This is a genomic window from Pseudomonas sp. XS1P51 (assembly GCF_054897845.1).
In genome coordinates this window covers 1,470,849-1,497,213 of the sequence record NZ_CM142707.1, presented here as the reverse complement: position 1 = coordinate 1,497,213, position 26,365 = coordinate 1,470,849, and the positions used below count along the sequence as shown (strand labels likewise).

21 protein-coding genes and 1 tRNA gene are annotated in these 26,365 nt (G+C 60.0%); 9 read left to right on the top strand and 13 right to left on the bottom strand.

All coding sequences use genetic code 11. The annotated features are described in order from the left end of the window. Window positions 1-96, top strand: a tRNA-Sec gene (locus ACYZUD_RS06875). Between the two features lie 9 nt (window positions 97-105). Here ACYZUD_RS06875 and ACYZUD_RS06870 read toward each other — a convergent pair. From ACYZUD_RS06870 to phbB, 5 genes are all read right to left on the bottom strand, one after another. After that, window positions 106-1,446: an OprD family porin gene (locus tag ACYZUD_RS06870; protein WP_462023242.1), complete on the bottom strand. Its 1,341-nt coding sequence runs from the start codon at window positions 1,444-1,446 to the stop codon at window positions 106-108. Between the two features lie 63 nt (window positions 1,447-1,509). Continuing rightward, window positions 1,510-2,163: a hydrolase gene (locus ACYZUD_RS06865; RefSeq protein WP_462023241.1), complete on the bottom strand. Its 654-nt coding sequence runs from the start codon at window positions 2,161-2,163 to the stop codon at window positions 1,510-1,512. 149 nt (window positions 2,164-2,312) lie between these two features. Then, window positions 2,313-4,016, bottom strand: a complete 1,704-nt coding sequence (phaC, locus tag ACYZUD_RS06860) for a class I poly(R)-hydroxyalkanoic acid synthase (RefSeq protein WP_462023240.1) — start codon at window positions 4,014-4,016, stop codon at window positions 2,313-2,315. Window positions 4,017-4,115: 99 nt separating this feature from the next. Continuing rightward, window positions 4,116-5,294: an acetyl-CoA C-acetyltransferase gene (locus ACYZUD_RS06855; protein ID WP_462023239.1), complete on the bottom strand. Its 1,179-nt coding sequence runs from the start codon at window positions 5,292-5,294 to the stop codon at window positions 4,116-4,118. A gap of 57 nt (window positions 5,295-5,351) precedes the next feature. Continuing rightward, window positions 5,352-6,098 carry an acetoacetyl-CoA reductase gene (gene phbB / locus ACYZUD_RS06850; protein ID WP_462023238.1) on the bottom strand — a complete coding sequence of 249 codons (747 nt, stop codon included), beginning with the start codon at window positions 6,096-6,098 and terminating at the stop codon, window positions 5,352-5,354. 327 nt (window positions 6,099-6,425) lie between these two features. Here phbB and ACYZUD_RS06845 point away from each other — a divergent pair, with 327 nt between their 5' ends. Next, window positions 6,426-7,463: an AraC family transcriptional regulator gene (locus ACYZUD_RS06845; RefSeq protein ID WP_462023237.1), complete on the top strand. Its 1,038-nt coding sequence runs from the start codon at window positions 6,426-6,428 to the stop codon at window positions 7,461-7,463. 25 nt (window positions 7,464-7,488) lie between these two features. On the opposite strand, the gene ACYZUD_RS06840 is transcribed toward ACYZUD_RS06845, so the two are convergent. Continuing rightward, complete coding sequence (locus ACYZUD_RS06840) at window positions 7,489-10,059, bottom strand: DUF3141 domain-containing protein (RefSeq protein WP_462023236.1); 2,571 nt, start codon at window positions 10,057-10,059, stop codon at window positions 7,489-7,491. A 254-nt stretch (window positions 10,060-10,313) separates the two neighbouring features. Between ACYZUD_RS06840 and phaP the strand changes: the two genes are divergently transcribed. Next, window positions 10,314-10,883, top strand: coding sequence for a TIGR01841 family phasin (gene phaP / locus ACYZUD_RS06835; RefSeq protein WP_462023235.1), 570 nt, complete (start codon window positions 10,314-10,316; stop codon window positions 10,881-10,883). Between the two features lie 35 nt (window positions 10,884-10,918). On the opposite strand, the gene phaR is transcribed toward phaP, so the two are convergent. From phaR to ACYZUD_RS06805, 6 genes are all read right to left on the bottom strand, one after another. Then, window positions 10,919-11,440 (bottom strand): polyhydroxyalkanoate synthesis repressor PhaR, encoded by a 522-nt coding sequence (gene phaR, locus ACYZUD_RS06830; RefSeq protein ID WP_462023234.1) that lies wholly within the window; start codon window positions 11,438-11,440, stop codon window positions 10,919-10,921. A gap of 242 nt (window positions 11,441-11,682) precedes the next feature. Continuing rightward, on the bottom strand, window positions 11,683-12,951 hold the full coding sequence (locus ACYZUD_RS06825) for an OprD family porin (RefSeq protein ID WP_462023233.1): 1,269 nt from the start codon (window positions 12,949-12,951) through the stop codon (window positions 11,683-11,685). Window positions 12,952-13,079: 128 nt separating this feature from the next. After that, a complete protein-coding gene (locus ACYZUD_RS06820) occupies window positions 13,080-14,852 on the bottom strand; it encodes an acyl-CoA dehydrogenase C-terminal domain-containing protein (RefSeq protein WP_462023232.1) in 1,773 nt (590 codons plus the stop codon). A 68-nt stretch (window positions 14,853-14,920) separates the two neighbouring features. After that, the gene (locus tag ACYZUD_RS06815; RefSeq protein WP_462023231.1) at window positions 14,921-16,591 is read right to left on the bottom strand and encodes a cation acetate symporter; all 1,671 of its coding nucleotides are present in this window, start codon (window positions 16,589-16,591) and stop codon (window positions 14,921-14,923) included. Further along, the gene (locus ACYZUD_RS06810; RefSeq protein ID WP_462023230.1) at window positions 16,591-16,917 is read right to left on the bottom strand and encodes a DUF485 domain-containing protein; all 327 of its coding nucleotides are present in this window, start codon (window positions 16,915-16,917) and stop codon (window positions 16,591-16,593) included. Before ACYZUD_RS06810 ends, ACYZUD_RS06815 begins: the two co-directional genes overlap by 1 nt. A 123-nt stretch (window positions 16,918-17,040) precedes the next feature. Continuing rightward, a complete protein-coding gene (locus tag ACYZUD_RS06805; protein ID WP_462023229.1) occupies window positions 17,041-18,663 on the bottom strand; it encodes an acyl-CoA synthetase in 1,623 nt (540 codons plus the stop codon). Between the two features lie 230 nt (window positions 18,664-18,893). Here ACYZUD_RS06805 and ACYZUD_RS06800 point away from each other — a divergent pair, with 230 nt between their 5' ends. From ACYZUD_RS06800 to ACYZUD_RS06775, 6 genes are all read left to right on the top strand, one after another. Then, complete coding sequence (locus ACYZUD_RS06800; RefSeq protein ID WP_462023228.1) at window positions 18,894-21,170, top strand: PAS domain-containing sensor histidine kinase; 2,277 nt, start codon at window positions 18,894-18,896, stop codon at window positions 21,168-21,170. Between the two features lie 4 nt (window positions 21,171-21,174). After that, window positions 21,175-21,810, top strand: coding sequence for a response regulator transcription factor (locus ACYZUD_RS06795; protein WP_462023227.1), 636 nt, complete (start codon window positions 21,175-21,177; stop codon window positions 21,808-21,810). 78 nt (window positions 21,811-21,888) lie between these two features. Then, complete coding sequence (locus tag ACYZUD_RS06790) at window positions 21,889-22,983, top strand: AI-2E family transporter (RefSeq protein WP_462023226.1); 1,095 nt, start codon at window positions 21,889-21,891, stop codon at window positions 22,981-22,983. After that, complete coding sequence (locus ACYZUD_RS06785) at window positions 22,980-23,711, top strand: hypothetical protein (RefSeq protein ID WP_462023225.1); 732 nt, start codon at window positions 22,980-22,982, stop codon at window positions 23,709-23,711. Before ACYZUD_RS06790 ends, ACYZUD_RS06785 begins: the two co-directional genes overlap by 4 nt. Window positions 23,712-23,732: 21 nt before the next feature. Next, window positions 23,733-24,197 carry a MaoC family dehydratase gene (locus ACYZUD_RS06780; protein WP_462023224.1) on the top strand — a complete coding sequence of 155 codons (465 nt, stop codon included), beginning with the start codon at window positions 23,733-23,735 and terminating at the stop codon, window positions 24,195-24,197. Window positions 24,198-24,266: 69 nt separating this feature from the next. Continuing rightward, window positions 24,267-25,451 (top strand): patatin-like phospholipase family protein, encoded by a 1,185-nt coding sequence (locus ACYZUD_RS06775; protein WP_462023223.1) that lies wholly within the window; start codon window positions 24,267-24,269, stop codon window positions 25,449-25,451. A gap of 15 nt (window positions 25,452-25,466) precedes the next feature. On the opposite strand, the gene ACYZUD_RS06770 is transcribed toward ACYZUD_RS06775, so the two are convergent. Then, the gene (locus tag ACYZUD_RS06770; RefSeq protein WP_462023222.1) at window positions 25,467-26,117 is read right to left on the bottom strand and encodes an MliC family protein; all 651 of its coding nucleotides are present in this window, start codon (window positions 26,115-26,117) and stop codon (window positions 25,467-25,469) included. Window positions 26,118-26,365: the final 248 nt, after the last annotated feature.

Below are 26,365 nucleotides of genomic sequence, written 5' to 3'. Positions count from 1 at the left end.
GGAAGGCAATCGCGCCCGGTGGCGCGGCCGGGCTTCAAACCCGGTGGGGGACGGCATCCGTTCCCGGGCAGGTTCGACTCCGGCTGCCTTCCGCCATTTTTCTTGTCAGAGGTGCCCGAAGGTCAGCGGGTACTGGATAACGACGTAGATCCTGTCGATGTCATCGCCGGCCTGGGCGCTGTTGGCCCGATGCGAGACATGGGACAGTTGCAAAGACAACCCCTTGGCCGGTCCGGATTGCACGATGTAGCGCAGGTCTATGTCCCGCTCCCAATGCCGCCCGCCGTTGCCTTGTTGAGGCACGTACTCACCGAGCGTCGCGTCGAATGGGTTGTAGGCCCCGCCCTTGGGCGCATGGGTGCCGTCGACCTGGCTGCCTTTCACATAACGGGTCATGAAGTTCAGACCGGGAATCCCGTAGGGACCCAGGTCGAGGTCGTAGCGTGCTTGCCAGGAGCGTTCGTGGGCGCCGTTGAAGTCGGCGTATTTGATCGAATTGGCAAGGTAGATGGAGTCGCCACCGACGAAATCGAACGGTGTGTCGCCATTGATTTTTTGCCAGGCCAACGTAAAGGCGTGCACATCGAGGGTGAATTTGCCCGACAGGCTGAACGCCGTGTTGGCGATGGCGCCGGCCTGCGCTTGGCCGGTGTCCCGCGTGTGATAAGCATTGGCGTCGAGGAACACGCCGGATTGTTTCAGGTGCAGGTTGCCGTAGTACTGATGCCAGGTGTCGGTCAGCTCGGAAGCATAGAGCGCTCCGCCAACGGGACTCTGGGTGAACAGGTCAGCACCGAGAAACGAGATGCCGCCCGCTTCGGTGTTGGCGCCATAGCCGTAAAAGTCGTCCTTGCTCGAAGAACTGTCCTGGCTCTTGAACGCCGTGAAGTGACCGGCCACCAGATTCATACCGTCGATTTCGCGGCTGTTGAACAGAAAGCCGGTGGCGTACTCCGGTTGCAGGCGTTTGTCCGCGGTGTCGAACACCGGCGTTTCCACTGTCATTTCACCGAAGGCCAGTGTGGTTCGAGAGGTCCGGATTTTCAGCGCCGCACCGCCGCTGGAGTAGTTGTCTTCGCTGCGGCTGTCCGCATCCACCGGCAGCAGTCCCGTCCCGGAATGGCCCTTGCCGCCATCCAGTTTCAATCCCAGAAAAGCGTGCGCATCGAGGCCAAAACCAATTGCTCCGGGTGTGAAACCGGATTCAAAAGCGCTGATAAAGCCTTGAGTCCATTCCTGTTTATAGTTTTTGTTCGCGGGTGAGGGCGATCGATAATCACTGTTGAGGTAGAAATTTCGGCTGAGCACCGACAACGATGCGCCGTCCAGAAAACCCTGGGGGATTTGCGTCGACTCGTCAGCCAGGGTTGTCCCGACCGTGCCCGCGAACAACAGCGACAACCAGATCGGCAGCGCGGGTTTCAGGTCTTGCGAGGAAAACTTCATGGATCAATCACCACGGGGACAGCGACTCCGGAATGTCCGGAGTCGCTTGTTTTTAGAAGGCGCTTAATGGCCTTCCGAGGCACCGAACATGGTTTTGGCATAGATCAGGCCCAGACCGTAGGCACCGCCATTGGCAATCGAGGTTTTCACGGTTTCCTCGTAAGTCTCGCTACGAGCCCAGTCACGCTGCAGTTCCAGCAGGTATTGCAGCGAGGTCATGGGCCGCGCGCCAATCTGGATCATGCGCTGCATCGCCATTTCATGAGCCTCGGTGGTGACGTCGCCGCAGGCATCGGCAATCACATACACCTCAAAACCCTGGTCGATGGCCGACAGTGCCGGGCCGACGATGCACACGGAGGTCCACAGGCCGGCCAGGACGATTTTCTGTTTGCCGAACTTGTTGACCTCGACGGCGATGCGCTCGTCTTCCCAGGTGTTCATGCTGGTACGGTCGATCACGTTGTGTTCCGGGAACACCGATTTGATTTCATCGAAGATCGGCCCGGAAAAACTCTTCTCGGCCACCGTGGTGAGGATGGTCGATACCTTGAACCCGCGCGCAGCCTTGGCCACGAGCGCAGCGTTGTTGCGCAAGGTGACGGCGTCGATCGACTTGGTCGCAAAGGACATTTGTGACTGGTGATCGATCATGATCAGCGTGTGGTCGGTCGGGGTCAGCAGGGTTTTGCCAGGAACAGCTTTTGCGATGGCCATGACGATGTCCTTACGGGGTGAGTGAGGAGGACATGGTTGCCGGGATTGCCACGAGGATATTGAGTGTATGTGCTGTGTTTGGAATTTTTGCGGGGATGGGTGAAGAGAGGGAAGCCCGCGCCATAGAGGTTATCGCGCGGGGTTGTCGATCATTGCATCACGTAACGCCCAGGCGCCGACTCAATCGCCGGGTACTGGGCGTTGCCGGTGTGCAGCACCGAGGGCTGACGTTCGCCGGCGTGGTCAGCCAGCCAGACGAACCAGTCGTTCCACCAGCTGCCGGGATGTTGCTGGGCATTCTTGAACCAGGTTTCAGGGTTCTTGGTGACTCGGTTGTTGGTCCAGTAGTGACGTTTTTCCTTGGCGGGCGGATTGATCACCCCGGCGATATGCCCCGAGGCGCCCAACACAAAGCGCTTGGTCCCGGACAGCAGCTCGGTGCTGGCATAGGCGCTGCGCCACGGCACGATGTGATCGTCATGGGTGGCGAGGATGTAAGCCGGGGCGTCGATGGCGCGCAGGTCCAGCTTGACTCCGCAGCAGTCCAGCTCGCCGGATTTCAGGTCGTTCTGCAAATAGGTGTGGCGCAGGTACCAGCAGTACATCGGCCCCGGCAGGTTGGTGCTGTCGTTGTTCCAGAACAGCAGGTCAAGGGCGTTCGGTTTCTGACCCTTGAGGTACTTGTCGACGTTGTAGTTCCACCACAAGTCGTTGGGGCGCAGCAACGAGAAGGTATTGCCCATGTCCTCGCCCTTGAACAAGCCGATGGGGCCGTTCAGGCCACCGATGGTGCGCTCGCGGTAGGCCACCAGTTGCTCGTCGACGAAGATGTCGATGGGGCCGGTATCGAGGTAGTCGAGGAAGGTCGTCAGCAGGCTGACGCTGGCAATGTCCTTGTCGCCGCGCGCCGCCAATACCGCCAGCGCCGAGCTCAACAGCGTGCCGCCGATGCAGAAACCCACGCAATTGGGGCGTTGCTCGCCGCTGATCTCGCGGGTCACTTGCAGGCCTTTGATGATGCCGGTTTCGATCAGGTCATCCCAGGTGGTGCCGGCGTGTTCCGGGTCGAAGTTGCGCCACGACATCAGAAACACCGGATGACCCTGCTGCAACAGATGGCGAACCATCGAGTTGTCCGGGCGCAGGTCGAGGATGTAGTACTTGTTGATCGACGGCGGTACGACGAATACCGGGCGCTGGTACTGGGTTTCGCTTTGCGGGTAGTACTGAATCAGCTGGAACAGCTCATTTTCGAAGACCACTTCGCCGGGGGTGTTGGCCAGATCGACGCCGACCTTGAACGCGCCGCTGTCGCATTGGCGCATCTTGCCTTCCTGCAGGTCGCTGGCCAGGTGCAGCAGACCTGAAAGCAGGCTGCCTCCCTGGGTATCTGCGGCTCGCTGCAGGGCATCGGGGTTACTGGCGAGGAAATTGCTCGGCGCACCGGCGGCAATGGCTTGCTCCACCAGATACAGCAAACGCTGACGTGGTTTTTTGTCCTTGATCGGGAGTTTGTCGAGCAGTTTCAGGAGAAAGCCTGCGTTGAGCAGGTAAAACGCCGCGAGGGAACCGAACAGCGGCTGGCTCCAGTTGCCGCTGGCGAAACGTCGATCTTCGAAGCTGAAGGGCTGGCCGGTCAGCAGACGCTGGCCGAGGTCGCCCCATTGTTGCTGATAGTCCGATTGCAGGCTGTCGAGGGTGCCGCGCGGCAGGTCAAACCACTCGTTGTATTCCTGCCCGGTAAACCACGGATTGGTGCTGACCCAGAGACGTAATTGTTGCACTGCAAAGGAGGCAATGAACGGTACCTGGCCTGACCAGAAGGTGTTGAAGGTATGCGCGTTGTTGTCCATGGAACTCCTTGCCCACATAAATAAACCGGGCAGAAAAAAAACCGCGGCGCCGGACTTCGGCACCGCGTCAGCAGTCAAGCAAGCAGCCCTGTGTTTCTTCTATCGTTCAATGACCAGGCTGACGCCCTGACCGCCACCGATGCACAATGTGGCCAGGCCTTTTTTGCCGTCGCGACGAATCAACTCGTGCACCAGCGACACCAGAATCCGCGCCCCCGATGCGCCGATCGGATGACCCAGCGCAATCGCGCCGCCATTGACGTTGACCTTGCTGGTGTCCCAACCCAGTTCCTTGCCGACCGCCAGTGACTGCGCGGCGAACGCTTCATTGGCTTCGATCAGGTCCAGGTCGTCCAGGCTCCAGCCGGCTTTCGCCAGGACCAGGCGGGTGGCCGGCACCGGGCCGATGCCCATGATCGACGGGTCCACGCCCGCGCTGGCATAGGCCTTGATGCGTGCCAGCACCGGTAAACCGAGGGCCAGTGCCTTGGCGGCGCTCGCCAGCAACAACACGGCGGCGCCGTCGTTGAGGGTCGACGAGTTGCCGGCGGTCACGCTGCCGGTTTTCTGGAACGCCGGTTTGAGGTTGCCTAGGGCTTGTAGCGTGCTGCCCGGGCGCGGCTGTTCATCGGTGTCGAAGACCAGCGGATCGCCCTTGCGCTGAGGAATCAGGATCGGGGTGATTTCACGCTTGAAATAACCGGCTTCGATGGCCGCGGCGGCTTTCTGTTGCGAGGCCGCGGCGAAGGCATCCTGATCTTCGCGACTGAGCTCGTACTGACTGGCCAGGTTCTCAGCGGTGATGCCCATGTGGTAGTCGTTGAAGGCGTCCCACAGTCCATCCTGAATCACGCTGTCTTGCAGTTGCGCATGACCTAGCCGCAGGCCGGTGCGTGCCTTGGGCAGCACATAAGGCGCCAGGCTCATGTTTTCCTGACCGCCGGCAATCACCAGTTCAGCGTCGCCGCAACGGATCGCCTGGACCGCGAGTTGCACAGCCTTGAGCCCCGAGCCGCAGACTTTGTTCAGGGTCAGGGCAGGGGTGGTATGGGGCAGGCCGGCGTTGATCGCCGTCTGGCGTGCCGGGTTTTGTCCGGAGCCTGCGGTGAGTACCTGGCCGAGGATCACTTCGTCGATCTGGGCCCCGTCGAGACCGGTCTCTTCAAGCAGGCGGCGAATCACCGCTGCGCCCAGCTCGGTGGCTGGAATCGCGGACAAGGCACCCTGGAAACTGCCGATGGCGGTACGTGTAGCGGCAACGATTACGACTTCGTTCATGCGTGACCTCATTAAGATGTTGTCGAGCGGGATCAGGGCTTCCATGCCCTGACAGGCCTATTGCATGTTCATGCCGCCGTTGACCGAGAAATCGGCCCCGGTGCTGTAGCCCGATTCATCGGAAGCCAGCCACGCCACGATCGAGGCGATTTCTTCGGGTTGGCCAAGGCGCCCGACCGGTGTGGCCGCGATCATGGTGTCGAGAATGTCCGGGCGGATGGCCGCGGTCATGCTGGTCTGGATATAGCCTGGCGAGACGGTATTGACGGTGACGCCCTTGCCCGACACTTCCCGGGCCAGTGCCATGGTGAAGCCATGGATGCCGGCTTTGGCCGCGCTGTAGTTGGTCTGGCCGAACTGGCCGCGCTGACCGTTGATCGAGGAGATGTTGATGACCCGACCCCAGCCCTTGGCCAACATGCCTTCAATCACCTGCTTGGTGGTGTTGAACAGGCCGGTCAGGTTGGTGCCGATCACGGCATTCCAGTCTTCGGGGGTGAGTTTGCGGAAAGAGGCATCGCGAGTGATGCCGGCGTTGTTGACCAGTACATCGATGGGGCCGAATTGTTCACGGGCCATCTCGAAAGCCTTGCGGGTCGACTCCCAATCGGTGATGTCGCCGTAGATGCATTCGAACTGATAACCCGCTGCCAGTTGAGCGGCAATCCAGTCGTTCTTGCGGGCGGAATCGGAGCTGCAACCGACGATGACCTTGAATCCTTCCTTGTGCAGACGTTGGCTAATCGCAGTACCAATCCCACCCATACCACCCGTGACCAACGCAATACGACCAAGCGACTTCATACACTTCTTCCTTTTTGTATTTTGCGCTGCAAGATGGGGGATTGTTCGGTATCGGGGCGGTGTGCGGAAGTGTTGGGAGGTGACTGTCTGGTGTCCAACGGCGCCATGCCCGGAATGAAACTGAACTGTTCACTGCTTCTTGGCGTCGCGTTGCGTCATGTCGATGTTGCTACGGGGCGACGACCGGTCTGAAAAAGTGGTTAAAAGCCAGGAGTACCTATACTGGGATCAATATTGGCAACTGAAGAACCCGTTAGCATTTGATTCACTGCAGATCAGTCATGGCTCCGGACAGGATGTTCGGTTCCACAGGTCATTGAGGACGCCATGTATAGAATGAGTTCAGGCTATGCCAGCGTGCTGGTAAATACGCTCTCGGCTCAAGGACTGGATGTTGCCAGTCTGTGTCGGGAGGCTGGACTAGACATTGATCTCGCGAACAAACCAGGAGCGTTTTGCGAGCGAAGGTTTATCTATCGACTATGGGATCTGGCCGCTCAGACCTCGGGTGATCCGGACATTGGCTTGAAGGCCTATGGCAGTTTCCACCCCGGCAGCTTTCAGATCGTCGGCTACACCATGATGTCCAGTCTGAATCTGAAAAAAGCCCTTGAGCGCCTGGTCCGTTTCAGTCCGTTGATTGGCACCGGATTCAGCCTTTTCTTTACATCGGAACAGCAGAGTTACCGACTGTCCGGGCTCGATCATCAACAAAATGGATCGGTCAAACCCCGCCAATACACCGATGCCGGGTTGGCTTCATTGCTGGGTTTCTGCCGTAAGCTGGCGGGCGGCAGCTCACCGCACCCCTTGAGCGTGGGATTCACCTATCCCGAACCTGAAGACACCTCCGAGCATCGACGATTGTTTGGTTGCGATCTGCATTTCGACGCCGCTTACGACAGCATTTTGTTTGACGAGCAGGAGCTGCTGCGTCCGTTGAGCATGGCCAACGAAGCGTTGGCGGTACTGCATGACAGTTTTGCCGAGGCTCAACTCGATCTGCTGTTTGGTTTCTGCATTGTCGGCAGGGTTCGTGCGCTGATTACCGAGCGCTTGAGTCAGGGCCAGGGGCAATGTGACATGGAGGCGATCGCGGCGGCATTGAACATGAGCAAGCGGACGTTGCAGCGCGCCCTGGAAAAGGAAGGGACGCAATTCAAGGACGTGCAGAACGCGGTGCGTCGGCAATTGGCCGATTTCTACCTGCGCCATTCTCACTTCAACATGAAGCATGTGGCGTATCTCCTTGGTTTTCATGACCACAGCAGCTTCAACAAAGCGTGCAGTCGCTGGTTTGGCATGACACCCGGTCAGTATCGGTCCGATGAATCGTTTGAAATCGAGGAAACCGCGCCGGTCTGACGCGGTTCTCGTTACCGATTCAGCGTCATTTCACCCGTGGAGTCTTCACGCCTTTTTTGCCCTTGGCGGGTTTGCGCGCTGGGTTCGCAACCTTGGCGATGGGTTTAGGAGGTACCACCGGGGCTTTCTGCTCGGTCGGCTCAGGGGTTTTCGGCTCCGGCGTTACGACCGGGGCCAACTGCTTGATGGGCTCAGGCGTTACCACGGGAGCTTTTCGCTCAATCACCTTTGGGGCTTTCGGCTTAGGCGCTACCAGCGGGGCTTTCTGCTTGATCGGCTCAGGCGTGACGACCGGGACTGGCGCCTTGACGGCATCGGCTTCACTGGGCGGTTGGGTCAGGCTGAAACCCGGCAGAGAGACGTCAAGCAGTGTGTGCAGCTCACACCAGAACGGGTTTTCAGCTCCTTGGGCAGTCAGCAGTTCCGGCAGCAAATTGGCCACGGCGGACAGCACCTGCTGGCGTTCCTCGGTCTCGGGAAGCATCAGGGTCAGGCTTTGCAGGCTTTCTTGCGGGTAGGTGGCGACCAGCAGTTTTTGCAGGCTCAGGGTTTCGCGAAGATCAAGCGGCTGCGCGCTGTAGTCCTTGAGCAATACCTGCATTTGCTGGATCAATTTTTCGACGCTTTCCTTGCCGGGTTCGGTGCTGTCGCGGCCCAGCAGGAACAGGATGCGTATCAAGGCTTCCATCAGACCGCCAAGGGGCAGGGCATCCTGCAGGCGTTCGATCAGGACCTTGTCATGCAGCTCGGCGTGTTCCTGGAGATTTCGCCCCGTTGCATTGCCGGCCAGGTTATTGAGTACGCCATACACGCCGTAGAAACACATTTCCTGAGCGGCATCACGCAGATCCCGGTAGCCGTTCAAGGCATCCTGCAGCTGGTTGGAAAACAGTTCCTGCCAGGCCAGCAGCGGGTTGTCCGGGCTTGCGCGATGACGATCCTTGCTCACCTTGGCGGCGCTGTCCGCCAGCCACCACAGCGCCGGGTTCAAGCTGCTCCACATCACTTGCTGCTGATGAAAAGGATGTGCCTTGCGCAACAATTCAGCGCTCGGTTCGTTGACCAACTGGCGTAACCACGGGCGTACAAATCCGTCATAGAGACCGTTGTTGATGACCGATGCGCGCTCGACCAAGGCAAATTCACGATCGTCATCGCGGGGTGGTTTGGCATCGCCATGGATATCGGCGATACGCCGGGGTTCGAAGCGCACGGTGTACGGTGTCTGTGAGTTTTCCGGCAGATCGTCGATCAGCATTTCGTACAGCCCGGCCGGCAGGGCATTGATCGCATCGACCGCACCGAGCAATTCACGGTGTTCGCGCCTGGCCACTTCACCGGAAACGAAGATGCCCAGGTGACCGATGCTGGCGTGTCGCAGGTAAACGATGGTGCGTCCGGCGCTTTGCAGGGCGAGATCGCTGGGATAAACGTCGGTGATCCAGTCCAGCGCCTGTTGTGGAGAGGTGATGTTGTCGCCATAGGAGCAGAAGACCACCACCGGGACTTCGATCAGTTTGAGGTCAAGCCCGCTGCTTTTGCGTCCCAGGCCGCCGGACAACTGATTGCCGATGAACAGGTCGTCGACAATCATCTCGATTTCTTCGCCATTGAGCAGGGTCGGGCTGCCCCACCAGCGTTCGAAGTCCAGAAAGCGCGCGGCCTCGCTGTCGACTTCACTGAACAGGTGGTAGTACTTGCCCCAAAAAGTGTTGGCCGGGTCCAGGTTTTCGAAATTGCTGACCAGCCAGGTGCCGTCGAAGCGGCTGTTACCGAGGTCACTGCCCAGGCGTGCCATCCAGCCGCCACCCAGCAAACCACCGGTGTAGCGCATCGGGTTACGGCCATTGACGCCGGCCCAGTACGACAGTGGCGCACCGTTGACGATGATCAACCCCGGCAGTTCCGGGCGTGTGGCCGCAAGGCCCATCAATGCCCAGCCTGCCTGGCAGTTGCCGATCACCACCGGTTTGGCGCTGTCGGGATGTCGTTCGCTGACGACTTCAATAAACCGGGCCTGGGCCTCGCTGATGTCCGCGAGGGTTTGCCCGGGGCGTGGCGAATGACTGAAGGAGATGAAATAGGTGGGGTGACCGGCTCGCAGACTTTCACCGATGACCGAATCCTGTTTGAAACCGCCGATGCCCGAGCCGTGGCCGCCACGCGGGTCGATGATGACCACCGGTTGTTTCTTGTTGTCGATCCGTTGCCCGGGACCCGCGAGAATCTGCAGCAGCGAGTAATTGACCGGGCGAGGCAGGTCGGCGCCTTCGACCAGCAACTCATGGTTGAACTTGAGCAGCAACGGATACCCGGCGCGTTCGTGAGCCAGCGTATTGTCGCCGCGCTGACGCAGGGTGTCCCAGAACAGCACGCTGCGTTGGGCCACGTCGGTGAAGTATTCCTGCCAGTCAGCGGGGGTGGGTTGTCTGAGTTGCCCAAGACTCAAAGGTGCGAAGGTTTTTGCCTGGCGCTTCTGCACGGCGTCGAGGACGTTACGGGTATTGAGGCGTTGCAGATGATTGAGGTGTTCGAACAAACTGGCGGGTGCGGAAAGCTCTTCATCTTGCAGCGCAATATTTTCTTCCTGACCCATCGTGAACTCCTGACGCCATGCGTGGGAACCTGCCCATCTAAACCCTTTGACTTAACAGGTTAGGCTGGCTGTTCGATAGGCTGGAGTTTATAGCGAAGAGGGGGGGCGTGAGCAAAGTTTATTTTGCACCGCACAAAAATAGGCGTTGCCAAATTTTTTTGTGCACTGCAATATCAAGGCTAACGCGATGACTGGCCGGATCGCTATCGCGTCCTCAGGTCCATCAGGGCCTTCCAGTACCAGGAGATTCAAGCATGTCTTTTTTCAATTCGGAAAAACTGCAATCCGCTCAGAAAGCCAACCTCGACCTGCTGCAGCAAATCAGCGGCAAAGTCTTCGCCAGTGTTGAACAGCTGAGCCAGTTGCAGTTCAAGGCACTGCGCGACTCCACCGAAGAGCATTTCGAAGGCGTTCGCAAGCTGTTGGCCGTCCGCGATCCACAAGGCTTCGCTGAACTGCAGGCTTCTTTCACCCAGCCGAGCGCGCAAACCGAACGTCTGGCCGAATTCAACCGCCAGGTTCAAGCGCTGATCGTGGGTACGCAATCGGACATCGCCCAACTGACGTCGAGTCAGGTCGAGGCGGGCACCCAGCAGGTGCAGGCGTTCGTTGAAGAGATCAGCAAGAATGCACCGGCCGGTTCCGAGCCTGTTGTGGCTGCGTTCAAGTCGGGCCTGGCGAATGCCGGTACTGTGTTTGAAAGCGCACAGAAAGCCGTGAAACAGGCTTCCGATGTGGCTCAGAGTGGTTTCGATGCAGCGACTGCCGCGGCCACCAAGGCAGCCCCGGAAGCAGGCGCCAAGGCCACCAGCGGTAACAAGTAAGTCAAATGGGTAGCGTTACACCAATGGCGATGGGTTTATTCCCCATCGCCATTTTTTTTCGTTCCGCCATCGGCACCCGGCTTGCCGCCGAACAGGCCAAACATGTTCTGGGTATTGAGATAAAGCGCCTTTGACTGGTCGACATACTGACGCATCAGGTCCTGCATCACCGGTGCCTGCTGGTGCATGAAGGTGCTCCAGGCTTCGGACGACTGCGCGCCGGTCTGGGACTGGATGTCGATCACGGTCTGAATGCTCTTGTCCAGGTAACTGCCGAGAACGCCCTGATAAGGGCCGTAGAACTGGATGATCCCCATCAGCATTTCGCTGGTGAAGATCGGCTCACCGCCGCTTTCCGCTTCCAGAATCACCTGCAGCAGGATGCTGCGCGTCAGATCCTCGCCACTCTTGGCATCGACCACCTGAAATTCAATTTTATCGACGACCAGCTGGCGTATGTCCGCCAGGGTCAGGTGACTGCTGGTGTGGGTGTCATACAGTCGGCGATTGGGGTATTTCTTGATCAGGCGGGGAGTGTTCCGACTGTTATCTGGCATGCGGGGCGTCTCGTGGCGAGCCTAGTTTGCAGGCATCTTATCCTACTCTGATCTTTGGTGCTTTTGAGGCCGCCTTCGCGAGCAGGCTCGCTCCCACAGTTGTCCGAGTTGTTCAGATAGACACGGTTTAATGTGGGAGCGAGCCTGCTCGCGAAGAGGCCCGCCATCAGGGCGAAAGTCCAGCAGCAAAAAAAGAGGGACTGCGCCGCCAAGCGAGTCCCCCTTGTGAAACCTGACTCTACTTACCAGATCGGCAAGGTGTAGCTGACGATCAAACGGTTTTCATCCAGGTCGCTGCCAAAGTGAGTCGAGCGCACGGTCGCGTTGCGCCATTTCACCCCGACATTCTTCAGCGGACCGCTCTGCACGACATAACCGATGTCGGTATCGCGCTCCCATTCCTTGCCTTCGGGGCGGTTGTTGCCCAGATCGATATCGGAACCGCTGATGTAGCGGGTCATGAAGGTCAGGCCAGGCACACCTATCGCAGCAAAGTTGTAGTCGTAGCGAGCCTGCCAGGATTTTTCGTCGGTGTTGGCGAAGTCGCCGATCTGCACGAAGTTCACCAGGAACGCATCGGTACCGTTGACGTAGGCGTAGCCGGTGTCGCCGCTCATGCCTTGATAACCCAGGCCGAACGCATGCCCGCCGAGGTTGTAGGTGAACATCGCGCCAATTGCATTGTTGTCGACGTTGCTGCCGCCATCGTCCGTGGAACGGGCGAAGCGCAGGTCCGTCTTGAGCGACTGCCCCGCTGTGACCGGCAACACGTAGGTCAGGTTGACCAGGTGCTGGCTGTAGAAATTGTCGAGGTGACCGTAGCTGTAGCCGGTGGCGAGGTTGCTGGTCCATTTGTAGTTCAGGCTGGCGAAGTCGAAGCTGTCGCTATCGAGATGGCGGCTCGTGATGTTCTTGGAGCCGGTTCGGGTAATGCCCATGTCCTCGTAGTCCGAGGAGTCGCGCTGGTTGACCTGCGTCAGGCGCCCGGCATCCACCGTCAGGCCTTCGATTTCCAGCGACGTCAACTGACCGCCCTTGAAGGTTTGTGGCAACAGCCGCGAATCGTTGGCCAGCAAAGTCGGCAGTTTCGGCAGCAGCGTGCCGAGTTTCAGCGTGCTTTTGGAGGCGCGTACTTTGGCGGTCAGGCCCAGTTCGCCGTACTCGTCCTGGGCACCTTTGCGGGTGTCGCGATGGCGCTGGAGCAGGCCGGAGCCCGCACGATCGGGGCTGGAGTCGAGTTTGACGCCGACCAGGCCGATGGCATCGAAACCGACACCGATCAAGCCCTCGGTGTAGCCCGACTCATAACGCAGCAGGAAACCCTGGGCCCATTCCTCTTGTTTGGATTGCGCGGCGTTGTCCTGGCGATAATCACGGTTGAAGTAGAAGTTACGCAGCTCGAGGCTGGCCTTGCTGTCCTTGATGAAGTCAGCAGCGGCGGGGGCCGAGAGGCTGATGACGCCGCCGGCCAGCAGCAGTCGGGTGGCGAGAGTGCGGGTGTTGCGATCCATGGTGAAGCCCCTTTGTTATTATTTTGGAATAGCGGTTCACGCGCCCTCGCCAGGTGGGCGAGGGCTTGTCGATAAAAAAACGCGAGCGCCGAATAGAGAGGAGCGTGGCGCCGCGTGCGGTTCAATCGTTAGAACTGTTCGGCGCGCAGGCCAAACAACGAGGCGCTGCCCGCGCGAATGGATTGCTCCAGACTCAAAATGCGTGGCAGCAAGCGGTGGATGTAGAAATCGGCGGTGGCGATCTTCGTGCCATAAAACCCTTCATCGTCACCGAGCTTTTGCTGGGCAACCCGGGCCATGCGTGCCCAGAGCCAGGCGTAGGCGACGTAACCGAACAGGTGCAAATACTCCACCGACGCGGCGCCGACTTCGTTGCGATCGGTCGCGGCCCGATCCTGCAACCAGTCGCTCAGGTCTTCCAGACGCTGGACGGCATCGAACAGTTGTGCGGCGTACGGAGCGTCAGGCTGATGGGCGAAATGGCGGATCTCACCGGTGAACTGGCGCAGCGCGACGCCGTTATCGGCCAGCACCTTGCGCCCGAGCAGGTCCAGCGCCTGAATGCCGTTGGTGCCTTCGTAGATCTGTGCGATGCGCACGTCGCGGACCAATTGCTCCTGGCCCCATTCGCGGATGTAGCCATGGCCGCCGAACACTTGCTGGCCGTTGATGCAGCTTTCCAGACCGGTGTCGGTAAAGAAGGCCTTGGCCACCGGCGTCAGCAGCGCGACCAGGGTTTGCGCGTTGTCCCGTTCCTTGACGTCGTCGGAAAACTTCGCCAGGTCCAGTTGTTGCCCGACGTAGCTGGCGAACGCGCGGCCGCCTTCAGTCATGGCTTTCATGCTGAGCAGCATGCGTCGCACATCGGGGTGGACGATGATCGGGTCAGCCACTTTGTCCGGGGCGATGGCGCCGGTCGGTGCGCGGCTTTGAACGCGTTCGCGCGCATAGGCGACGGCGCTCTGATAGGACGCCTCGGCGCAGCCGATGCCCTGAATACCGATGGACAGGCGTTCGTAATTCATCATGGTGAACATCGCCGCCAAACCCTTGTTGGCTTCGCCAACCAGCCAACCGCTGGCACCGTCGAAATTCATCACGCAGGTGGCTGAGGCCTTGATGCCCATCTTGTGTTCGATCGAACCGCAACTCACGGCGTTGGCGTTGCCGAGGGAACCGTCGGCATTGACCAGCACCTTGGGGACCACAAACAGCGAGATACCTTTTGGACCCGCCGGCGCGTCCGGCAATTTGGCCAGCACCAGATGAACGATGTTTTCGGTCAGGTCTTGATCACCACCGGTGATGAAAATCTTGCTGCCGGTGATGCTGTAGCTGCCGTCGGCCTGAGGCTCGGCGCGGGTGCGGATAATCCCCAGATCGGTGCCGGCGTGGGCTTCGGTCAGGCACATGGACCCGGCCCAGCGGCCTTCATACATGGGCGGCAGGTAGAGGCTTTTCAGGGTGTCGCTGGCGTGGGCATCCAGCGCCAGGCAGGCACCGGAGCTCAACGCCGAATACAAGGCAAAGCTTGAATTGGCGCCGTAGAGCATTTCTTCGAACTGCACGGCGAGCATCTTCGGCATGCCCATGCCGCCGAAATCGGCGTTACCGGACAGGCCTACCCAGCCACCTTCGGTGTAGGTGGCATAAGCCTGTTTGAAACCGATCGGCGTGCTGACCTGACCGTCGGCCCACTGGGCGCCTTCCTCGTCGCCGCTGCGATTCAACGGCGCAATCAGGTGCGAGGTGACTTTGGCCGCCTCCTCGAGAATGGCATCAGCGGTGGCGGCGTCGACGCTGTCGGCCAGGGCCGGCAGACGCGCCCACAGGGCCGGGGCGTCGAACACTTCGTGCAGGACAAAGCGCATGTCGCGCAGCGGGGCGTTGAATTCGGGCATAACGTGAACCTCAAAGTGACGGTTGTACGGTGGGCACGGCGCCGCAACGGCGGGCCGTGCCCTTTCAATCAATGAGCGGAAGCGCTGGCAGCACCGAGGCCGGTCTGGGCGCGAACGAACTGGTCGGCGTAAGCGTCACGTTCCTTGTCGGCCCGTACGCTGCGATCGAGACGGGACACCACCACGATCACCAGGAACGCCAGCGGCATGGAGAACAGCGCCGGGTGGTCGTACGGGAAGATCGCCTGGGCGTGGCCGAGCACGGTGACCCAGACGGCCGGCGACAGGATCACCAGCATCAGCGCACAAATCAGGCCGGCGAAACCGCCGATGATCGCGCCTTTAGTGGTCAGGCCTTTCCAGTACATGGCCATGATCAGCACGGGGAAGTTGGTCGACGCGGCGATGCCGAAAGTCAGGCCCACCAGGAATGCGACGTTCATCTTCTCGAACAGAATGCCCAGCAGAATCGCGATGATGCCCAGGCCGACGGTGGCCATGCGGGTCACGCGCATTTCCTGTTTCTGGCTGGCTTTGCCTTTCTTGAATACGGTGGCGTAGAGGTCGTGGGAAATCGCCGACGCACCGGCCAGGGCCAGCCCGGAGACCACCGCGAGGATGGTGGCGAAGGCCACGGCCGAGAGGAAACCGAAGAACAGGTTGCCGCCCACCGCTTTTGCCAGGTGCATCGCAACCATGTTGCCGCCGCCGATCAAGGCACCGCCGACCTCGCCATTGACGTAGTACTGCGGATCGGTGCCGATGATCACCATCGCGGCGAAGCCCAGGGTGCAGACCACCAGGAAGAAGAAACCGATGAAACCGGTGGCGTAGAACACCGATTTACGGGCTTCCTTGGCGTTAGGCACGGTGAAGAAACGCATCAGGATGTGCGGCAGACCGGCAATCCCGAACACCAGCCCGAGGGACATCGACGCGGTGTTGATCGGGTCGGCGAGCATTGAGCCCGGGCCCATGATGTTCCAGCCACTGGCATGGGCCTCGACGGCTTTGGTGGCCAGGGTTTCGTAGCTGAAACCGAACTGCGACATGGCCATGAATGCCAGGGTCGTGCCACCGGCGAGCAGCAGCACAGCCTTGATGATCTGTACCCAAGTGGTGGCGATCATGCCGCCGAAAATCACATACACCAGCATCAACGCGCCGACGATCACGACGGCTACTGGGTAATCGAGACCGAACAGCAGCTTGATCAACTGGCCGGCGCCGACCATCTGCACGATCAGGTAGCAACACACCACCGTCAACGAGCCGAACGCGGCGAAGATCCGCACTTTGTTCTGGTCCAGTCGATAGGAGACGATGTCGGCGAAGGTGTAGCGCCCCAGGTTACGCAGGCGCTCGGCCATCAGGAAGGTGATGATCGGCCAGCCGACGAAGAAGCCGATGGTATAGATGAAGCCATCGTAGCCCTTGGCGAACACCAGGCTGGACAGCCCCAGCAGTGTGGCCGCGGACATGTAGTCGCCAGCAATCGCCAGGCCATTCTGGAACCCGGTGATGCCACCGCCAGCGGTATAAAAGTCTGACGTGGATTTGGTCTGGCGCGCGGCCCACCAGGTGATTGCCAGCGTGCCGAGCACGAACACAAAGAACATGCCGATGGCGTGCAGGTTGAGCGGTTGTTTTTCCACTGCGCCCACTGCGGGCGCGGCCAGCACAATGGAGGCCGGTAACAGGCCTGCAGCCACGAGGACGAGTTTACGGAGCAGGGTCATCACTTGCTCTCCTCGAGAATGGCGGCACCCAGTGCGTCGAAGCGCGTGTTGGCGCGGTAGACATACCACCCGGTGAGTAACCAGGAAAACACGATGATCGCCGCGCCAACCGGCATGCCCAGGGTCAACATCCGATGTTCGGCGAGCGGTGCATGCAACCACTGCGGGGCAAACGCCACCACCAGCATGAACGCGTAGTAAGTGCCCAGCACCGCAGCACTCAGCGACCAGGCCAGGCGCGAACGGCTGCTCACCAATTGAAGGAATTTCGGGTTGGTCCGAATACGTTCACAGCGTTGGGTATCGGTTGAATGGATGTCGATCATGGGTGGCTCCACGTTGTTTTTGTTATCGGTGTGTGGGGGCAGGGCGGGGCCGAATTCAGCCTGCACGAGCCCGAAGCGGCAGGCGAGAGCACCTGCCGCTTGATGGGGACGACGTTGGTTCGGTTAGAGTGCCTTGGCCCTGTCGCGCAGCACGTACTTCTGGATCTTGCCGGTGGACGTCTTCGGCAACAGGGTGAAAATCACCGTGCGCGGGACTTTGAATCCGGCCAAGTGTTCGCGACAGAAACTGATGATGTCGGCCTCGCGCACATCCTGGTGATCAGCCTTCAACGTGACAAAGGCGCAGGGGGTTTCGCCCCACTTCTCGTCGGGACGGGCAACCACGGCGGCTTCCATCACACCCGGATGGCGATAGAGCACACCTTCGAGTTCGATGGTGGAAATGTTCTCGCCGCCGGAGATGATGATGTCCTTGAGCCGGTCCTTGATCTCGACATAACCGTCGGCATGACAGACCGCCAGGTCGCCGGTGTGGAACCAGCCGCCCTCAAACGCTTCGGCGGTGGCGGTCGGGTTCTTCAGGTAGCCCTTCATGACGGTGTTGCCGCGCATGAAGATCTCGCCGATGGTCTGACCATCTCGCGGGGTTGGCTCCAGCGTCTTCGAGTCAGCGACCATCACGCCTTCGAGCGTCGGGTAACGCACACCCTGACGGGATTTGATTTGCGCCCGTTCTTCCAGTGGCAGCTCATCCCATTCGGCATGCCAGGCGCAGAGGGTCACCGGGCCATAGGTTTCGGTCAGGCCATAGACGTGCGTGACCTTGATACCCATTTCTTCCACGGCACCGATCACTTTGGCCGGCGGCGCGGCACCGGCGACCATGGCATTGACCGGGTGGTCGATGGCCGCTTTCGCCGACTCCGGCATGTTGACCAGGGCATTGAGCACGATCGGCGCAGCGCACAGGTGAGTGATCTGATGTTCACGAATCAGGGTGAGGATTTTCTGTGGATCGACCCGACGCAGGAACACATGCACACCGGCCAGGGAGGTGATGATCCACGGGTAACACCAGCCGTTGCAGTGGAACATCGGCAGCGTCCAGAGGTACACAGGATGGTTGCCCATGGCCCAGGTCATCTGGTTGCCGAGTGAGTTCAGGTAAGCGCCACGATGGTGATACACCACGCCTTTCGGGTTACCGGTGGTGCCGGAGGTGTAGTTCAGCGAGATGGCTTGCCATTCGTTGACCGGCCATTGCCAGGCGAACGCCGGATCGCCTTCGGCCAACAGCGCTTCATAGTCCAGATCGCTGACAGCCTGGCCTTCACCGTACTCGGGATCATTGACGTCGATGACCAGCGGTGGGTGGTCCAGCATGCCGATCGCCGCGTGAATCACGTCATGAAACTCGCGATCGGTGATCAGCACCTTGGCCTCGCCATGCTGAAGCATGAACGCAATGGCTTCGGCATCCAGACGCACGTTGAGCGGGTTGAGCACGGCGCCAATCATCGGCACGCCGAAGTGCACTTCAAGCATCTCGGGAATGTTGGGCAGCATCACTGCAACGGTGTCGTTCTTGCCGATGCCGCGACCGGCCAGCGCCGAGGCCAGTCGTCGGCAACGGGTGTAGGTCTGCGCCCAGGTACGGCGAATGGAGCCATGGATGACGGCGGGGTAGTTTGGATAAACGCTGGCGGTACGCTCGATGAAGCTGAGTGGCGACAAGGCAATATGATTGACAGCCGCAGGGCCTAGCCCTTGTTCATAGATCGACATGTACGGGTACTCGGTGGCTGATTGTTAGCTCTATAGGTGGCCTTTCAGCGTAGCCGCTGAGGTCACCTTTTATGTCCGGTCTGCTTTATATAACATTCAGCTACATATATGGAAGTACAACCTACGTCATATAGTATAACTACTATAGTTGATTCTTACTGATCCAAATGAATACAGCCATACCACTGAGGCCGGTATATCCTTGGTTTCCCCAACGAAGCGGACCCGTGATGACCCTGACTCCCGTTCGATTGCACAGCTGGCTGCGCCTGCAGCGCGAGGGTGTCTGCCTGGCCGCTCGGGCCGATGCCTTGTGTCGTGCGTTGCAGGATTGCCCCGAGGTGCGCCGGGCGGTTTACCTGAGCTGGCAACCCACTGCACGGATTTACAGCCACGAGGGCGCCGCCCAGCATTTTCCACCGGGCCTGGGCGACCCTTCACTGGCCAGCGATCAGTTGCTGTTTGACCAACTGGCGGAGGCGGGGCGCCTGGATCTGGCACAACTGCGGCAACTCGACTGCTGGTTGGCCGGCCGGCTGCGCCGGGCCGCCATCAGCCATGGCCAGGTGTTCGATCTGGAGTTGACGCCGGGGCAGGCAGGGCTGCTGCTGGTGGAAGTGTGCGACGGCGTGAGCCTCGATTGGCTGGGTTGGGTGCAGGACTTGTTGACGACCTTGCTGAGCAGCGTCAACGGCATGCTGCGTGGCTCGCCGCTGTTGGGCCACGACCCGCAACCGAGTCTGCTGCTCGATGCACAGGGGCGGCCGCTGGAATTCAACGCCGCATTGTTGGCCTTGCTGGCTGAGAAACCGCTGACCGATGTACTGGGTTTTTTGCCGGTCAATCATCGGGTGCTGGTACGCGCCTGCCTTGACCAGCAACGCGCCATTGAAGGGGTCGAGGCGCAGTTCGAAGCGCAGATCCTGATCTGGACGTTTATCCCCGACCCCCAGGACAACCGCGTGCTGGCGCGCTGCCGCGACGCGACGGCGCAAGTGTTGGCCGAGCGCGAAGCAGCCAAGGCCCGCAGGCTGTACCGGCTGATCATCGAGAACACCACGGACCTGATTTCCCGACACACACCGGACGGGCGTTTTCTCGATGCGTCGCCGGCCTCCTGGACATTGCTCGGCTACTGGCCGGAAGAATTACGCGGGCAAATGGCCCAGAGCCTGTTCCATGGCCAGGACCTGGCCAGCCTGGTGCAGCATGCGCGGGACTCGCTGGAGCAGGACGGTTATCTGACCATGACCTATCGCATTCGCCACAGGGACGGACATTACCTGTGGTTCGAAACCGCCAGCCGGGCGATTCGTGAAACCTACACCGGCGCGGTGGTCGAAGTGGTCAGCGTGTCCCGGGATATCACCGCTCGGGTGCAGGCCGAAGAGAACAAACGACGCCTGGCCGAAGTGGTCGAGGCCAACACCGATCCGGTGTTGTTCATCGACCCTGACGGGCAGGTCACCTACCTCAATCCGGCGGCGCGGCGCATTCTCGGGATCGACGAGCAACAATCCATGCCGACCCTGGCTCAGTTGTTCGCCAGCACGGACCTGGCCCGCCTGCAACGCGACGGCTGGAGCGGCGCCGAGCGCAACGGCGTGTGGAGCACCGATGCGCGCTTGCAACCGCCGGGGGGCGGCACTTCGGTGCCAGTGTCCTTGGTGCTGCTGGCGCACCGTTCGGCCGGTGGCGAGCGCTATTACTCACTGGTGGCGCGGGACATGACCGAACGCGAACTGCGCGAAGTGCAGCAGCGCCGTCATCAGGACGAACTGGCGCACACCGCGCGGTTGGTGACCCTGGGCGAACTGGCCTCCGGCATCGCCCACGAAATCAACCAGCCGTTGGCCGCCGTGGTCAATTACGCCAATGCCAGCCAGCGCTATCTGCAGACTCTTGATTCCAACCCCCAGGCCGCCGCCAGAGTGGCGCAAGGACTCGAACGCATTACCCATCACGCGACGCATGCCTCGGAAGTGATCAGGCGGTTACGGGCGTTTCTGCGCAAGGGGCAGCGGCGCATGCAGGCACTGAATTTCACCGACGTCGCCCGCGAAGCCGTGCGTTTGTGCGCCTGGGAAGCGAGCAATTGCCAAGTGACAATCGAGGATCGCCTGCCGGATAATCTGCCGCCCGTTTATGCCGATCGGGTGTTGCTGGAACAAGTCCTGCTCAATCTGTTGCGCAACGCCATCGATGCCAACCGCGAACAACATCCGGGCCAGCCTTCGCTGATCGTGATGGCGGCGGAGCAGGGCAGTGCTGCCTGCGTGGAAATCAGTGTGCAAGACCAGGGACCGGGCGTCAGCGAGCCCGAACTGGAGCAAATATTTACCCCGTTCTACACCAGCAAGGCCGATGGCCTGGGGCTCGGACTGTCCATGAGCCGCAGCATTATCGAAGGTTTTGGCGGCGAATTGCAGGCCCGGCGCCAACCGGTCGGGCTGCTGATGTGCTGCCGTTTGCCGCTGGCCGGTCCAATAAAACAACAACAGGAATAATGCAATGGCAGGTGCGACAGAGCACGTGGTGTATGTGGTCGACGACGATCAAGGCATGCTCGATTCAACGGTCTGGCTGTTGGAGTCGGTCGGTTTGAAAGCCTTGCCGTTTACCAGTGGCGTCGAGTTTCTCAATGCCTGTGATGCCAGCCTCGATGCCTGTGTGCTGCTCGATGTGCGCATGCCCGGCATGGGCGGGTTGAACGTCCAGGAAGAAATGCGCACACGTGAACTGAACCTGCCGATCATCTTCGTCAGCGGTCATGCAGATGTGCCGATCGTGGTGCGCGCCTTCAAGGCCGGCGCCCATGACTTCATCGAGAAACCCTACAACGAGCAATTGTTGCTCGACAGCGTGCAACAGGCCCTCAGCAACTGTGCGGCCAACCGCTCGGGCAATCAGGGCCATGACGAGTTGCAGGCACGCTTGCTGACGCTGACCCCACGGGAGCGCGATGTGCTGTTGCCGCTGGTGCAGGGTTACACCACCCGTGAAATCGCCGAGCAATTGGGCGTGAGTGCAAAAACCGTCGATCTGTACCGTTCGCGGGTGATGAAACGCATGCAGGCCAATACCTTGCCGGACCTGGTGGGCATGGCCATCGCGGCTGAACTGGTTGATCCACTGAGGCTGCGTTGAGGCCTCGCGTTTTCCATTGAGCGTCTATGCTGGGCTTACCGAATCGCTACCGTTGCAGTGATCTGCAAGGAGGCATCCATGGAGCCCACGTCCCTCTCCGAGAAGACGCTCACTCGTACGTTGCTTGATGTCCTGATTCGTGCCGGATTGATCGCCGTTCTGGTGCTGTTTTGTTTCGAAATATTTGCCCCGTTCCGCGACCTGATGCTGTGGTCGCTGATCCTGGCGATCACCCTTTACCCGCTGCAAGAACGTCTCAAAGGGCCGCTGGGACAAAAAGAAGGGCGCCTCGCGACGCTGATCATTTTGATCGCCATCATCATCCTGATGGTGCCGATCTACCTGCTGGGCACCTCGATTGCGGATTCGGTCGAGCACGCCATGAATGTCGTCAAGAATGGCGGTTTTCATATTCCGCCGCCTGCCGCTTCAATTGCCGATTGGCCGTTGGTGGGCGAGCCTCTGTCGGCGCTTTGGCTGCAGGCTTCCACCGATCTTCCCGGTCTGACAGAGAAGTACATTCCGCAAATCAAAGGTGTCAGCCTGACCCTGTTGAGCAAACTGGCCGGCGTCGGCATGGGTTTTCTGATGTTCATTTTCGCCTTGATCATCGCCGGGATCATCATGGCCCATGGCGAAAGCGGCAGCCGTAGCGCGGTACAGATCGCCTCGCGCATCAGCGGCCCGGAAAAGGGGGCGAAAATCGCCGGGCTGTGCACCGCGACGATTCGTGCGGTCGCGCTGGGGGTGGTCGGCATCGCCTTCATCCAGATGCTGCTGGTGGGCCTGGGTTTTGTGTTCAAGGGGGTTCCCGGCGCCGGGTTGCTGGCCCTGGTGGTGCTGCTGCTCGGCATCATGCAACTGCCGGCGACGCTGATTACCATTCCGGTGATTGCCTTTGTCATCGCCACCGAAGGTGCCAACACGGCGACCATTGTCTTCGCCATCTATGTCTTCGTTGCAGGGCTGGTGGATAACGTACTCAAGCCATTGCTGCTGGGTCGTGGTGTCGACGTGCCGATGCCGGTGGTGCTGATCGGCGCGCTGGGCGGCATGGTCACCAGCGGTATCATCGGGCTGTTCATCGGTCCGGTGGTCCTGGCCGTCGGGTATCAATTATTCTGGCAGTGGGTGCAGGACAGGCCGCAGGCAGGAGGAGGGCAGGAACCGTGAGTGGGCAGAATCATGAACTGCTGGACCAGGTGCTGATCGCCCATGGTGGTCTCGAATGCTGGAACAGGTTCACCCAGGTTCGCGCCACGATCGTGACCGGCGGCTCGCTATGGGCCATGAAAGGGCTGACGCAGGACAGCGCACCACGCCAGATGACCGTTTGGCTGCATGAGCAGCGAACCTCGGTGACGCCCTTCGGTGCACCTGATCAATTGACCGCCTACACACCGGATCGAATTGCCATCGAAAAAACCGACGGCAAGGTGATCGCCGAGCGATCGGCGCCCAGGGAATCCTTCCGCGATCACGGGGAAAATAGCCCTTGGGATCCACTGCACCGCGCGTACTTCAACGGTTACGCGATGTGGAATTACCTGACCATGCCTTTCCAGTTCACCTTGCCCGGTGTCACAACCGAGGAACTTGAGCCCTGGCAGGAGGGAGCGCGCCGCTGGCGACGATTACGGGTGACCTTTCCCGACAACATTGCCACGCACTGCGCGGTGCAGGATTTCTACTTCGGTGACGACTTCCTGCTTCGTCGACACGACTACAACGTGGACGTGAGCGGTGGCCTGCCGGCCGCCCAGTACGTTCATGACTATGCTGAAACAAATGGACTGCGTATGCCCGGCAAGCGGCGTGCCTATCGACGCAAGGCCGACGGCCAGGCCGACACGGAGGCGTTGCTGGTGGCAATCGACCTCAGCGAAATCGGCTACTCGTAATACCAAGCGGAGGCATGAATCATGACCGTGCATTCCTGGGAAAAACTCTACCTCGATGACCTGAGCCTGGGTCAGGAATTTGAAAGCGACACCGTTCGCGTCGACGAACAGGCGATGTTGGCGTTTGCTCAAGCGTTCGACCCGCAACCCTTCCATCTCGATCCTGAAGCGGCCAGCCTGAGCCTGTTCGGCGGCCTGGCGGCCAGTGGCTGGAACACGGCGGCCCTGACCATGAAAATGCTGGTTTCCAGCGTGCCGTTGGCGGACGGGATCATTGGCCTGGGCATCGAATTGAGCTGGCCGACGCCGACGTATCCGGATGACGAGTTGCGCCTCAAGTGCACCGTGCAGGCCATTGAACCATCGGCTTCCAAACCCGACCGGGGCGTGGTGACGATGCTCATGGAAACGTTCAATCAGAATGACAAGGTCGTTCAGCGTGCGACCGGGAAGTTGCTTGTATTCAGGACACCGGCGCCTGATTGAGAGATGGGGCCCGGGTGTGTGAAGCGTGCGTGATGGGCTCTGCCGATAGCAGGGGCCGGAGGAGGCGATTTGAAACCATTCCTGCTCAGGCCTAGTGCCGCCACGCTGAATATGTTGCGTCAAGCGTGCCTGCAACGCCGTGATGCGGTGCCGCCAACGTTAACGGAACAAGCGCTTATCCCTGGCATTCCAGATGCTCGCTACTGGCTGGACCAGGACCTGACTCCGTTCATTCGGGATGTGAGTCAGGCCAACCTTCGAGAAGCCGAGGCACTCGCCAGCGCTGGGCTACCGAACGACATCCTGCCGCTGGCGAGTATGTTGGCCGTTTCGGGGGGCGGCGACGCAGGCACCTTCGCGGCGGGAATCATTGCCGGATGGACCCTGCATGGGACTCGCCCGGTGTTCAAAGTCGTCACGGGCATTAGCGCTGGCGCCCTGGTTGCCCCGTTCGCCTACCTGGGGCCTGAGTATGACGGCTTCATTCTGCGAATCTGCCACGCAATCGGTCCAAAAGACGTTTTCCGTTCGCGCAATATGCTGACCCGCCTTGCCAGCGACGGTATTGCGGACAGCAAGCCACTGTCGCGACTCATTGCCAAGTACGTCACCGCCGAGACGCTAGCGGCGATTGCATCGGAATACGCCAAAGGACGACTCCTGATGATCGGCACCACCGACCTTGATTCAGGGCGCCCCGTCACCTGGAACATGGGCGCTATTGCCACCAGCCAGGCACCGGGAGCACTCGACCTGTTTCGCAACATCATGGTCGCGTCGATGAGCATTCCCGGCGCCGTTTCACCCGTCATGATCGATGTTGAGGTTAACGGCCTGCTGTTTCAGGAAATGCACGTGGACGGCGGCGTCATCACCCAGGTGTTCCTTTATCCGCCTGGCACCGTGGTGGCGCTGAACCGGGTGACCGGGGCGCGTTTGCGTGGTGAACGGCATTTCTATGTCATTCGCAACGGCAAACTGGAGCCGCAATGGTCCGGAACGAAGCGCCGCACCTTGAGCATCGGAGGTCGAGCCATCAGCGCATTGATCCAGACTCAGGGGATCAGCGATCTGGATCGAATTTACCGAATTGCACAGCAGGATGGGGCGGACTTCAATCTGGCGTACATCGGCGCCGACTTTGATAGTTCTCGCAATCATAAATTCGATGGCGAGTACATGAAGCGCTTATTCGATTACGCCTTTCAACTCAGCGCGAAGGGCTATCCGTGGCATAAATCGCCGAATACGTGAGAGCGGGCCGAGGACTCAGCCGACCGGTTCAGCCGCACAACTCATTTCCCCTGAGCCGGGTTTCTGGAAAAAGACCATGTCGCCGTCTTGCCGGAAGCTGTAGTTCCCCTGGTCATCCTTGCCCGTGTAGTGGGTTCCCGAATCACTCTGGATCTGGCTCAGGGTGATCGAAGTGTTCGCCCATTTCAGGTATACGACACTAGGCTGCGTAGTAAAGAAAGTAGCGGCAATCAGCGTGTTGAGCCCAGTACAACGAAAAGCCAGGGGGCCTTCGGTGAGTCTGTCGGGATCCTTGGTCCTCACAATGGCCGAACCCTGGCGTAGCTGGTGCGCGCGTTCGGCATAACGTTGGATCGTGCATGCCTTGGGCGCAGGCTCGGAGGCACACTGATTGCGGGCATCGATCCAGAACTGCTGGTCGATCATGACTTTATCTGGCGGCGGTACGGAACGTTCATCCGTCAGCGCCAGACGATAAAGGCGCGTCAGCTCAAGATCCATCTGCGCCAGTTGCGGATCGCGACAGATAAGCTTTTCGATGGATGCCTTTGTGTTGGCGCAGTCGAAGCTGGTCTTGAACAGAGACGCAGCATTTGCACAGGTGCTCGTCGCCGCGCACACGCTGGCAGCGAGCAGACAGGTGAAAAGGGCCGTGACCGTTTTCATGTTGGCTTCACCCAGATCATTACGTGATGCCCGGATTGCCGTGGGATTTATCGATCCGTTGAACAGCCATTCGTTTGCAGTGGGTGTATCGCAGTGTAAGTCAGTGCTCGAAACTTGCCACGATTTCCAGCCTCCTGACTGAGGTGTCGAGCCCTCTCGCTTGCCTGCCCAGTGACGTGGCCTGCTTCAGTCCATAGGGCCGCAGCACTCGCCATCGATATGGCCCCAGCAGTACGTCTGGTTCTCGT